This window comes from Chromobacterium haemolyticum, from assembly GCF_002081825.1.
Lineage (GTDB): Bacteria > Pseudomonadota > Gammaproteobacteria > Burkholderiales > Chromobacteriaceae > Chromobacterium > Chromobacterium fluminis.
Genome location: NZ_MUKU01000063.1, coordinates 1 through 11,541, shown reverse-complemented (window position 1 = coordinate 11,541; position 11,541 = coordinate 1). Strand labels below are relative to the sequence as shown.

The 11,541-nt window shown below is 60.4% G+C and carries 12 protein-coding genes, 1 tRNA gene and 1 pseudogene; 3 read left to right on the top strand and 11 right to left on the bottom strand.

Annotated features, from left to right (window positions below; all coding sequences use genetic code 11):
• Window positions 1–232: pseudogene (locus tag B0T39_RS26005) on the top strand (IS4 family transposase); the annotation flags it as partial.
• A 40-nt stretch (window positions 233–272) separates the two neighbouring features.
• Here the strand turns inward: B0T39_RS26005 and B0T39_RS24295 are convergent.
• The 11 genes from B0T39_RS24295 to B0T39_RS24245 form a co-directional block, all read right to left on the bottom strand.
• On the bottom strand, window positions 273–935 hold the full coding sequence (locus tag B0T39_RS24295; protein WP_081551267.1) for an amino acid ABC transporter permease: 663 nt from the start codon (window positions 933–935) through the stop codon (window positions 273–275).
• 76 nt (window positions 936–1,011) lie between these two features.
• The gene (locus B0T39_RS24290) at window positions 1,012–1,767 is read right to left on the bottom strand and encodes a transporter substrate-binding domain-containing protein (RefSeq protein WP_254894635.1); all 756 of its coding nucleotides are present in this window, start codon (window positions 1,765–1,767) and stop codon (window positions 1,012–1,014) included.
• A gap of 153 nt (window positions 1,768–1,920) precedes the next feature.
• Entirely contained in the window at window positions 1,921–2,817 is an 897-nt protein-coding gene (locus B0T39_RS24285) for a hypothetical protein (protein ID WP_176219653.1), read from the bottom strand.
• Between the two features lie 190 nt (window positions 2,818–3,007).
• Window positions 3,008–4,099, bottom strand: a complete 1,092-nt coding sequence (ychF, locus tag B0T39_RS24280) for a redox-regulated ATPase YchF (RefSeq protein WP_043589896.1) — start codon at window positions 4,097–4,099, stop codon at window positions 3,008–3,010.
• A gap of 76 nt (window positions 4,100–4,175) precedes the next feature.
• Window positions 4,176–4,757 carry an aminoacyl-tRNA hydrolase gene (pth, locus tag B0T39_RS24275; RefSeq protein ID WP_081551263.1) on the bottom strand — a complete coding sequence of 194 codons (582 nt, stop codon included), beginning with the start codon at window positions 4,755–4,757 and terminating at the stop codon, window positions 4,176–4,178.
• A 90-nt stretch (window positions 4,758–4,847) separates the two neighbouring features.
• Entirely contained in the window at window positions 4,848–5,135 is a 288-nt protein-coding gene (rplY, locus tag B0T39_RS24270; RefSeq protein WP_043589895.1) for a 50S ribosomal protein L25, read from the bottom strand.
• Window positions 5,136–5,195: 60 nt separating this feature from the next.
• Window positions 5,196–6,179 (bottom strand): ribose-phosphate pyrophosphokinase, encoded by a 984-nt coding sequence (locus B0T39_RS24265; RefSeq protein WP_081551261.1) that lies wholly within the window; start codon window positions 6,177–6,179, stop codon window positions 5,196–5,198.
• Between the two features lie 88 nt (window positions 6,180–6,267).
• Window positions 6,268–6,342, bottom strand: a tRNA-Gln gene (locus B0T39_RS24260).
• Between the two features lie 7 nt (window positions 6,343–6,349).
• Window positions 6,350–7,207 carry a 4-(cytidine 5'-diphospho)-2-C-methyl-D-erythritol kinase gene (ispE, locus tag B0T39_RS24255; protein WP_081551259.1) on the bottom strand — a complete coding sequence of 286 codons (858 nt, stop codon included), beginning with the start codon at window positions 7,205–7,207 and terminating at the stop codon, window positions 6,350–6,352.
• Window positions 7,208–7,257: 50 nt separating this feature from the next.
• Window positions 7,258–7,797 carry a lipoprotein insertase outer membrane protein LolB gene (lolB, locus tag B0T39_RS24250; RefSeq protein ID WP_141111391.1) on the bottom strand — a complete coding sequence of 180 codons (540 nt, stop codon included), beginning with the start codon at window positions 7,795–7,797 and terminating at the stop codon, window positions 7,258–7,260.
• Window positions 7,797–9,554 (bottom strand): tetratricopeptide repeat protein, encoded by a 1,758-nt coding sequence (locus B0T39_RS24245; protein ID WP_081551255.1) that lies wholly within the window; start codon window positions 9,552–9,554, stop codon window positions 7,797–7,799. The genes lolB and B0T39_RS24245 overlap by 1 nt, the downstream gene beginning before the upstream one ends.
• 78 nt (window positions 9,555–9,632) lie before the next feature.
• On the opposite strand from B0T39_RS24245, the gene mutM reads away from it, so the two are divergent.
• Both mutM and B0T39_RS24235 read left to right on the top strand, forming a co-directional pair.
• Window positions 9,633–10,448 (top strand): bifunctional DNA-formamidopyrimidine glycosylase/DNA-(apurinic or apyrimidinic site) lyase, encoded by an 816-nt coding sequence (mutM, locus tag B0T39_RS24240; protein WP_081551271.1) that lies wholly within the window; start codon window positions 9,633–9,635, stop codon window positions 10,446–10,448.
• A gap of 40 nt (window positions 10,449–10,488) precedes the next feature.
• Window positions 10,489–11,304, top strand: a complete 816-nt coding sequence (locus B0T39_RS24235) for a lysophospholipid acyltransferase family protein (RefSeq protein ID WP_081551269.1) — start codon at window positions 10,489–10,491, stop codon at window positions 11,302–11,304.
• The last annotated feature ends 237 nt before the right edge of the window (window positions 11,305–11,541 follow it).

Below are 11,541 nucleotides of genomic sequence, written 5' to 3'. Positions count from 1 at the left end.
CAGCGTCAGACCGACGGATCTGAGCTTTACGACGGCGCTGCATTATTTGCGCTACGAGTGGAGCTGGCTAGCAATCAGCAGCCCCGGCACCTTGCCGGCGCGGCTGCTTCGCCTGCGCGAGCGCTTGGGTGAATTGCTACTTTCGAAACAACGGCGAGGGCGTGAATGCCCTCGCGTTGTGAAAAAGCAGCCGTCCCGTTACCCGATCAAACAAGTTCGATCCGCTAAGTGAACGGCATTACCGCAACGCGGGGCTTTTTGTTGTGAGACGGTCAGCGCTTGTGCGCCAACTCCAAGCGCTGCTCCACGTAGCGCTGCACTCGCTCGAAACTGGCGCTCAACACCCAGTAGATCGCTGCCGCCGCCAGATACAGCGGCAAGGGCTGGAAAGTCTGGGCGATAACTTCCTTGGTCGCCAGCATCAGCTCGGTCACCGTGATCACCGACACCAGCGACGTGTCCTTGATCAGGCTGATCAGCGAATTGGACAGACTGGGCACCGACAAGCGCAATGCCTGCGGGACAATAATGTGGCGCATGGTCTGCCACCAGCTCAAGCCCAAAGACAGGCCCGCATCCCACTGTCCACGGTGCACGCCGGCGATGCCGCCTCGCAGGCTTTCCGACAAGTAGGCGGCCACGTTCAGGGTCAAGGCCAGAATGCCCGCCGTCACCGGCCCCAATTCAATGCCCACTCCGGGCAGACCATAATAAATAACGAAAATCTGCACCAAGAGCGGGGTGCCGCGCATTGCGCTGACATAGAAAGCCGCCGCCTGCGCCAACAAAGGTACCCTGGCGACACGCAGCAAGGCCACGATAAAGCCCAGCGCCAGCCCCAGCACCATCGCGATCACCGCGAACATCAAGGTATAGCCCGCGCCTTGCAATAACACCGGCAGCGCCGATTCGAACAGGACAATCCAGTCAGTCATTCACGTTTTTCCAAAAAGCCGACGCCCCCGCGCAAGCAGGGGCGTCTTGTCCTATCCACTCAAAAAGGTTCCCCGCTTACTTCTTGGCCGCCGGCGCTTTCGACACATCGATGCCGAACCACTTGACCGAGATCTTCTTGAAGCTGCCGTCGGCTTTCATATCGCCTAGAGCTTTGTCTATCGCCGCCTTGAACTGCGGATTGTTCTTGGCGAACGGGATCGCCATCGTCGCCACTTCGCCCACCGGCGCGCCGGCCTTCAACGGCAACTTTGCCTGCTTGATGGCGAAGGGAATCAGCAGGCTGTCGTTCAGCGCCGCGTCCACGCGGCCGCTGGCCAGATCCTGCAGATATTCAGGCGCGCCCGGGTAGGTTTTCACCTCAATGCCGGGCACGGCCTTGGCCATGTCGGCGTAATTGCTGCCCTGTCCCACGCCCAGCTTCTTGCCCTTCAGATCCGCCAAGCTCTTGAACGCGCGGGTTTCGTTCTTGCGCACGATCAGTTGCGCGCTGGAATACGTATAGGGCTGGGAAAAGTCGAACACTTCCTTGCGCTTATCGGTCAGGCCCACCTGGTTAACCACAATGTCGAACTTGCCGGCCTGCAAGCCCGCCAGCAAACCGCTCCACTCCGCGGTGGTGAATTCCGGCTTCACTTTAAGGCGCTTGGCGATTTCGGTGGCGATCTCGACATCGAAGCCGGTCAATTGCTGCTTGGCGTCCTTGAAGTTGAACGGCGGATACGTGCCTTCCAAAGCGATTTTCAGACTGCCGCGCTGCTTGACCGTATCCAGCAGGTCCGCCGAAAACGCCTGGCCAGCCAGGCCTGCCATTACAAGAACCGTCATCAGCTTGCGCATATCAATATAACCTTTGGTAATTTTGAAAAACAAAATAATCAAAAGTGAGAATATCACTAGCCGCTGGCGCTGCCAAGTTCTAGATAGGACAATGGCCGCGAAAAGCGGCCATGATGTCAATTCATCTTACTCTGCTTGCAAGCGCTGGCGCAGGGAAATCCACAGTTTACGCCCCATCCCGATCAACACCGCCAAAACAAAGCCCCCCAGCCCGGCCAGCAACACGATCATGGTCCGTTTGGGTCCCGCCTTTTCCAAAGGGCGGCTTGCCGGCAGCACCACCTGCACATCCTGCGGCATCAACGCCCTGGCCACCAAAGCCTGTTTCTGCAGCTCTTCCAGCGTGGCCTGGTAGAAGAACAAATCGCGCATCGTGGCCAACTGCCGCTGGGAGATCGACTTTACCAGCGGACTGCTGCGCTCCAATTCCGCGCGCAATTGCAACAAGGACGACTGTACCGGACTATTCCCCTCCATTTGCTGGGCGTTCATTTGCGCTTCCAGACGCGCGAAACTCTCGATCACCCGCGCAGACTCGCTGTTCAAGAAGGCATCCGTTACGCCACCCAACTGTTTCTGCTGACGCCTCGCCTCCAATACCTGGCCTTGCACAACCTTGAGCCGCTCCTGCAACACCAGATATTTCTTGCTCTGTTCCGTCACGTGCAAGCCCAGAATCCGCTGCCGGGTCTGCTCCACTAGATAGTTGGCAAGCCGGGCAGCAAATGCCGGGTCCACATCGGTGACCGAGACCTCAAGCAAACCGTCTTTACCTGCGGTAACCTTTAGGTTATCCAACAGGCTGAGCTTGGTCTTGTCCATCCCTACCACATCGTAATGCTTGGCCAGTTCAAAATGAGCCACGGCCTCCCCCAGCATCGCGTTGTCTTTCAACACGCTGGCTCCGCCTTGAGGCCCCAGCGGCGCGGGCACCAGAAGCAAAGAAGTCGCCGCGAATCTGTCCTGCATACTCAAGGCCAAGGCTACCGCCGCCAGCGCGGCGACGATGGGCAGGAAAACCATCAAACGCCATTGTTCCTTGCAAAAACAAACAACATCAATCAAACCAATTTCATCCACAATTTCAGCTTGGCGTTCCAAAACGTATTCCCTTTTATCAACATCCAGCCGGCATCATATTGCCGCATCTCAGTTTACTTCCAAAAAAAAGGCATGCGCCAGAGCCACATGCCTTTTCTTCAGTTAATTATGATTAAACATTAAATAAGAAGTTCATCACATCGCCATCCTGAACCACATAATCCTTGCCTTCGGCCCGCATCTTGCCGGCCTCCTTGGCCTTGGCTTCACCGCCCAGCGCAATGAAGTCAGTATAGGCAATGGTCTGCGCACGGATGAAACCGCGCTCGAAATCGGTGTGGATCACGCCGGCCGCCTGCGGCGCGGTGTCGCCGATGTGAATGGTCCAAGCGCGCACTTCCTTAACGCCGGCGGTAAAGTAAGTTTGCAGGCCCAGCAGCTTGTAGCCGGCGCGGATCAGGCGGTCCAGACCCGGCTCTTCCAAGCCCAGCGTCTCCAAGAATTCGGCCTTGTCGGCGTCGTCCAGTTCGGCAATCTCGGACTCGATCGCCGCGCATAACGCCACTACCGGCGCGCCTTCCTTATCGGCCAGCTGCTGCACCCGCTCCAGCAACGGATTATTGCTGAAACCGTCTTCAGCCACGTTGGCCACATACATCGCCGGCTTGATCGTCAGCAGACACAAGGGCTTGACCAAGACCATTTCTTCCGGGCTCAAGTCCAGCGAGCGCGCCGGCAGACCTTGATCCAGATGCGGCACCAGCTTTTCCAGTACCGCGATCAACGCGCGCGCGTCCTTGTCGCCGGATTTCGCCTTCTTGCCCTCGCGGTTCATCGCCTTTTCCACCGCGGACAGATCGGCCAGCGCCAGCTCTGTGCCTATGGTTTCGATGTCGGCGATCGGATCCACCTTGCCGGCGACGTGAACGATGTTCTCATCCTCGAAGCAGCGCACCACGTTGACGATGGCGTCGGTCTCGCGGATATTGGCCAGGAACTGGTTGCCCAGGCCTTCGCCCTTGGAGGCGCCCGCCACCAGGCCGGCGATGTCGACGAATTCGACGATGGCCGGCTGGATGCGTTGCGGATTGATGATCTTGGCCAGTTCGGCCAGCCGCTGATCCGGCACTTCCACGATGCCGACATTGGGCTCGATGGTGCAGAACGGATAGTTGGCGGCTTCGATGCCGGCCTTGGTCAGCGCATTGAACAGGGTGGACTTGCCCACATTGGGCAGGCCAACGATACCGCATTTCAGACTCATGTCCGCATTCCTTCGAATTCTTGAAAAATCTTGTTCTGCCGCAGCATAGCGGCAAGCCGGCGATTTGCCCAGCCGCTCATTTGGCCGCGGTGTGCAATTCCTTCATCGCCGCCGCCATCTTGCCGCCGATGGCCGCCGGCAATTGCCGTAAAGCCTGCTCGATCGCCTCGTCCAACGCCTGCTGTTCCTCGGCGCGCGGCTTCTTCAGCACGAAATTGGCGACTTCGTTGCGATCCCCCGGATGGCCGATCCCCAGGCGCAAACGCCAGAAGGCCGCCGAGCTCAGTCGCGCGGCGATGTCCTTCAAACCATTGTGGCCGCCGTGGCCGCCGCCCTGCTTGAAGCGGGCCGCGCCCGGAGACAGATCCAGTTCGTCGTGCACCACGAGGATCTGGTCCGGCAGAATCTTGTAAAAATGGGCCAGCGCCAACACCGCCTGTCCGGACAAATTCATATAGGTCATCGGCTTGAGCAGCCAGACGTCCTGTCCCTCGATATCCACGCGGGCGACGTCGCCTTGAAACTTGCCTTCCGTGCGCCAGCTGCCCTTATAGCGCCAGCACAACTCGTCCACCAGCCAGAAACCGGCGTTATGGCGCGTTCTATCGTATTCGGCGCCGGGGTTGCCCAGGCCGACTATCAGGCGAATGCCGGACATATTCTCTGTTCCAAATGAAAAAGCTCGTTGCGGGCCGACGGCTAGCAACGAGCTTTTCAACCGTTACCGTCAGACGGCACGGCAGCTAGATTACACGCGAGCGAAGTCGATGTGCATTACTTGCTGTTTGTACGGGTGCATTTGGAACGCAGCCACTTTAACTTGTTCTTTCTGGCCGTCGATCACCAGATCCAGAACGGAAGTGTGGAACGCTTCGTTCTTCAGCGCGTAGTACATGGTGTTGTGGTCCAGAACGATGGATACGGCTTCTTTGGAAGCGCCGTAAACAACGGCCGGAACCTGGCCGGCGTGACGCAGGCGGCGGCTCGCACTCGTACCCGACTCTTCACGCTTGCTGGCGGTATATTCAAAAGACATGGCAAAACTCCAGTTTCAGATTAAAAGCACCCGGCCCGCCGCGACCAGCGGGCCCGATGTTCACGGCAGGCAGGCGCCCGCCGCAACCAGTTCCTCATTGAAGAGGTAGGACACCGATTCTTCGTTGTTGATCCGGCGCAGCGTCTCGGCCAGCAGGCCGGCGATGGAGGCCACCCGGATGTTCGGGCAGGCTTTGGCCTCGGCGGTCAACGGGATGGTGTCGGTCACCACCACCATATCGATGTCGGAATTCTTGATGCGATCGATCGCCTGACCGGAGAAGATCGGGTGAGTCGCATAGGCCAGCACGCGCTGGGCGCCGCGCTCCTTCAGAGCGCTGGCCGCCTTGCACAGGGTGTTGGCGGTGTCGATCATGTCGTCGACGATCAGGCAGGTGCGGCCGGACACGTCGCCGATGATGTTCATCACCTCGGCCACATTGGCCTTGGGACGACGCTTGTCGATGATGGCCAGATCGGTATTCAAGGCTTTTGCCATAGCACGGGCGCGGACCACGCCGCCCACGTCCGGGCTGACCACGATCAGGTCTTCGATGCGCTGCGAGCGGATGTCCTTCAGCAACACCGGCGTCGCGTAAACGTTGTCCACCGGGATATCGAAAAAGCCCTGAATCTGGTCGGCGTGCAGGTCCACGGTCAGCACGCGGTCGATGCCGGCGCTGGTCAGCATATTGGCCACCAGCTTGGCGGAGATCGGCACGCGGGCGGAACGCGGGCGGCGGTCCTGGCGCGCGTAGCCGAAGTACGGGATCGCCGCGGTAATACGACCGGCCGAAGCGCGTTTCAGCGCATCGGCCATAGTCAGGATTTCCATCAGATTGTCATTGGTCGGCGAACAGGTCGACTGCAAAATGAATACGTCGCGTCCACGGACGTTTTCCAGCAGCTCCACCGCCACTTCGCCGTCGCTAAACTTGCCGACGTCGGCGCGTCCCAACGAGATATCCAGATGTTTGACTACGTTTTGGGCCAGTTCCGGGTTCGCGGTCCCGGTGAATACCATCAAACTGTCGTATGCCGCCATGATTCGTGTGCCTTAGCTAGATAAAGAAAAAGCGTGTAAGGGATTCTTACACGCTTTTTTCATGCTCTCTCTTATTGAGAGAAAGTCTTGGCTGGGGAGGTAGGGATCGAACCTACGAATGCCGGAATCAAAATCCGGTGCCTTACCACTTGGCGACTCCCCACTAACCTTTATTCAGCGTTGTCGATCAAGGGATGGACATCGAGTCCTTTTGCTAAAAACCCCTTATATTTTATCGACACCGCCTGATAAACTTTATCGGCTTCGTCTTTAGACTGGCACTCCAGAAACACACAGGAACCGGAACCAGTCATCAGCGGCGAACCATATTTTCTTAATTCGGTCAGCACTTCATTCACCGCTGGGTACATATTCGAAACAACGTTTTGCAGATCGTTTCGTCGCTGCTGCGTTGTTTCGAGGATTCGCATTATGCCGACGCCCCCTATCTCTGTCAACACCTCATGCGAAAAATTTTGAAATACTTTGCCGGTGGGCACTTGCACCTGAGGGTGAATTACCACATACCATGCCGGCTTCAATTTGATTTCATTCAGTTTTTCGCCTACGCCGGTGGCCAGCGCGCTGCGGCCAAAAATAAACACCGGAACGTCCGCCCCCAACTTCAAGCCCAATTCCTGCAACGCCGCCCGCGGCAGATTCAGTCCCCACATGCGGTTCAAGGCCAGCAAAACGGTGGCGGCATCGGAGCTTCCTCCTCCCAAGCCCCCCCCCATCGGTATCTGTTTGTCCAAGCGGATGCTCACGCCCTGCCTGCAAGCGGCATGGGCTTGCAATAGACGCGCCGCGCGCACGGTCAGGTCCTGCTCCGGGTCCACGCCGGCAATCGGCGTTTCCAGCACGATGCAGCCGTCGTCGCGCAAAGCCAGCGACACGGTGTCGCTGAAATCGATGAAACGGAACACCGTCTCCAGCAAATGATAGCCGTCCGAGCGCTTACCGACGACGTGCAATAAGAGATTGAGCTTGGCCGGAGCCGGGAAGTCTTGGAATACGGGGGAACTCATCAACAAAACACCATGGCAATCATTGAAATAACACGAATATGGTGATGCGGTCAGCGCCAATCACGGGCTACCACTCTTACCGTCAATCCGTCTCTGGCCAGGTCCACGCGCTTGGGGTAGCGCTCGCCGGACTCGGCCTCGCGCACGAAGCGGATGCGCCAACCCTGCTGCAGCAATTCGCCGTCGGGACGGATCTCGCTAGTTTCGCCCGGCACCGGCATGCCGCGGATCCACCAGGCCAAGCCGGACAGCGGCAGCGGCCACCCCAGGGTTTTCTCGGTCAGGCTTTCCACATCCGGCGCCTGCCAGGCCTTGCCGTCCGCTAGCAAAGTGACGCCGCCTGCGTCGCGGATCACTTCGGCCACGGTATTGCCCAGCGGCGAGTTGATCGCCAGCTGGTCGCGCTCGGGCTGGTGCCGCCAATCGAAGTTGGCGACATGCCCCTTGCCGTCCAGATTGATCGACAAGCGCCCGCTGACTGCGAACGGCTGGTCCGCGGATTGCGTCGCGGAGGGCATGAACACCGCATCCCGCGTCGCGCAGCCGGTTACCGCAAGAGACAAGGCCAGGATCAGACCGCCCCACCTCATCAATGCGCCCCCAGACGGCGCATGGTATCTCGCAGGACGTCATGTTCCGGGCTAGCCTCCAGCGCCTTGCTCCACACCGCCAGCGCCTCCTCTTTCTTGCCCAGCTTCCACAGCACCTCGCCCAGATGGGCGGCAAGCTCCGCGTCCGGCAACAGCGCGTAGGCCTTCTCCAGCGTTTTCAAAGCCGCGTCCAGGCGGCCCAGCTTGTATTGCGCCCAACCCAGGCTGTCCAGAATGGTGGGGTTGTCCGGCTCGCTCTTCAGCGCCTTCTCGATATAGCCGAGCGCTTCCTGATGACGATTGGTGCGGTTAGTCAGGGTATAACCCAGCGCGTTCAGCGCCTGGGCGTCGCCCGGCTTTTCCTTCAGTACTTGCTTGAGATCCCGTTCGGCGTTGCCGACGTTGCCCAGGCTGTCCGATACCAGCGCCCGCTCATACAGCAGTTCCGGCGCCTTGGGCATGCGCAGCAGCGCCTTGCTCAACAAATCGTGAGCCTTGCCCGGCTGCTTGGCCTCGCGCGCCAGTTGGGACTGCAGCAAGGCCAAAGTAATTTTCTCCTGGTCGTTGCCGCCCAAGGGCGCCAGACGCGCCAGGGCCAGATCCAGCTTGCCGTCGCCCGCCTCCATCACCGCCAGCCGGCCTTGCGCCGGCAGGAATTGCGGCCCGGCGCCCACCAACTCGTACCAGCCCTTGGCCGCGCCGACGTCCTGGCGCTCCTCTGCGATCTGTCCCAGGGTGTAACGAATGAAATTGGCCTCCGGATGGCCGGCCTCCAGCGCCTGGCGCAAATGCCGCTCCGCCGCCGGAAGATCGCGCATCTGGTAAGCCATCAGGCCGGAAGCGTAGAGCAGATCCGGGTTATTGGGATTGCCCGGCAAGAGTTGATCGAAAGCCTGGCGCGCCTCGGCGAAGCGCTTGGCGCCCACCAGCAAACGCGGCTTGGCCAGCTTCAGCTCCAGGCCGGCGTTCGGCCGCCGCGCCAGTTCACGCTGCAGAAAATCGATAGTCTGCTCCGGCTGCTCGCGGCGAAGCCGGTCGACTTGCCAGGCCACCGGCAAGTCCCAGGCTGGCGCGATCTGCGCCAGCCGGTCGAACTCGCGGTTCATCGTGGCTTGGTCGCCAGCTTCGGCCGCCACGGCCAAGAGCGCGAAGCGCGCCTCGGCCAGGTCCGGATAACGGGAGGCGAACTGCTTGACCAAATCGTAGGCGGCCTGCTTGTCGCTCTGACGCGAGGTCAGCCGCGCCAATTGGACGAAGATCGCCGGCGCCCGTTCCGGCTCTTTCTGCAGTAACGCCTCGATAAGCGGCTTGCTTTCCGCCAGTTTGCCGGCGCGCAGCAGGGTGATGAACAACTGCTCTCTCGCCGGCACCGAATCAGGCGCCAGCTCCATCCACAAGGTCAAGGCTTCCGAGGTTTCCTTCAGCAGCCCGGCGAACATAGAAAACTCAGCGGCTCGCTGCGCCAACCGCGGATCACGCGTTTGGCGCGCCAGCTCCAGATAGGTCACGGCGGAAGCGCCCACCGAACCGCGCTGGGCGGCGATTTCGCCGGCCACCACGCCATAGAGAATTTCCGGCGTCAGTTCCGCCTTGGGCAGTTGGCTTTCGTCCTCTTTCTGCGTTATCGCGATCTCGTCGCCGGCCGGTTTGCCGGCATTGACCGACTTCGCCGCGCCCGGGTGCTTGAAATTGGCGCATGCCGACAGCAGCGCGACCATCAGCAAAGGGAGTGTTTTTTTCAGCCGTTGCATTCGCATGGAGTCAGAGACCTGCTTATAAACCTGTTGAATGCGTAGAATAGCATGACCTGTTTTTATCTTCGCGCCATTCTACCCATGCCTGAACTGCCAGAAGTCGAAACCACCCGCCGCGGGATTCTGCCCCATCTATTGAACGCCAAGCTGGACGGCGCCGTGGTCCGCCATGCCGGCCTGCGCTGGCCGGTGCCGCCGGAGCTGCATGCCACCTTGCGCGGCCTGACGATACGTTCCGTCGACCGCCGCGCAAAATACCTGCTGCTGGGCACCGACGCCGGCACCCTGATCATCCATCTGGGCATGTCCGGCAGCCTGCGTTTCCTGCCTGCGGACACTCCGCCGGAGAAACACGACCACGTCGACCTGCTGTTGGGCCCCGATGTATTGCGCTACCGCGATCCGCGCCGATTCGGCGCGGTGCTGTGGCATGTCGGCGCCATTGAGCACCATCCCTTGCTGCAAGCGCTGGGGCCCGAGCCGCTGTCCGACGACTTTGACGGCAACACGCTGATCCGGGCCGCGCAACGCCGCGGCAGCGCGGTCAAGCTGATGCTGATGGACCACCACGTGGTGGTCGGTGTCGGCAACATCTACGCCAACGAGGCGCTGTTCCACGCCGGCATCCATCCCGCCCGGGCCGCCAAGGCGGTGCGCGACGGCGAATACTGCCGGCTGGCCGAGGAAATCCGTAGCGTGCTGAACCGAGCCATCCAGGCCGGCGGCAGCACGCTGCGCGACTTCGTGCACAGCGACGGCAAGCCCGGCTATTTCCAGCAAACTTATATGGTGTACGGCCGGCAGGACCAGCCCTGCCGGCAATGCGGCACGCCGATCCGGCATTTGCGCCAGGGCCAACGCAGTTCCTACTATTGTCCGCTATGCCAGCCATGCTAGAGTTACGGCCTCAACCTTGCGCACCGAGCCTCAAAGCATCTTGAAGTCAACCGCCACAACCTCTTCGCTCACCCGGATAGGACGCGTCGCGCGCCTGTTCGGCCACCTGGCCATCGGTGTCTTCATCCTGGCCACCCGTTATTCTCGGCTGGCCCACGCCGAACGCGCCGTCGTTACCCGGCGCTGGGCCGCCCACGCGCTGAAAATTCTGGGCATCAGCGTACGGATCAACGGCGTCAATCCTGGTTTTTACCCGCCCAACACCTTGTTGGTGGCCAACCACATTTCCTGGCTGGACATCTTCGTGCTCAATAGCTGCACGGTGTCCCGCTTCGTCGCCAAACGCGAGATTCGCTCTTGGCCGGTGCTGGGCTGGCTGGCGCACCTGGGCGGCACCCTGTTCATCGACCGCAGCAAGCGCAAGGACGCCAGCCGCGTCTACAAGGCATTGGCGCATGCGATGGAAAACGGCGCCTGCATGGCGGTGTTTCCCGAGTCCACCACCTCGGATGGCCTGAATCTCTTGCCGTTCAAGGCCTCGCTGTTCGAAGCCGCCTTGCTATCGCGCGGCACCGTGCAGCCGGTGGGCTTGCGCTACTACGGCGCGGACGGACAACAAACGCTGGAGCCCGCATTCATCGGCGATCTGACTTTTCTGCAAAGCGTGCGCAAAGTGCTGGCGATGCCGGCGATGGAGGTAGAGGTCAGCTACGGCCAGCCGCTGAAAGCATGGGAAAACGGACTGGAAACCCGCTTTGCGCTGGCGGAGCGGGCACAACAGGAAGTGGCGCGCGCGCTGCGCCTGAGCACGCCTCCTGCCGCGGAAGCGGCGCAGGAACCGGCTCGGCAACACTGAGCACCGGCTGCGAAGCCTCGCCAATGCAAAACCCCCGTCAGGGTAATGCCAGTCAGTTAACGCTGACTGGCATTTTTCGTTGGATATTTGTGTGCCCTGTTCTTCACGACTCGCGGGCAATGTCGGCCTGGTCTGCGTGGTGGCAGCACAAACAGCCTCGACTGCTCCAGTAAGCGCGCCAATTGGGCGGGTAACGTACCTGCTGATGCCAGACTGGCAAAGCACAACACATTCAAT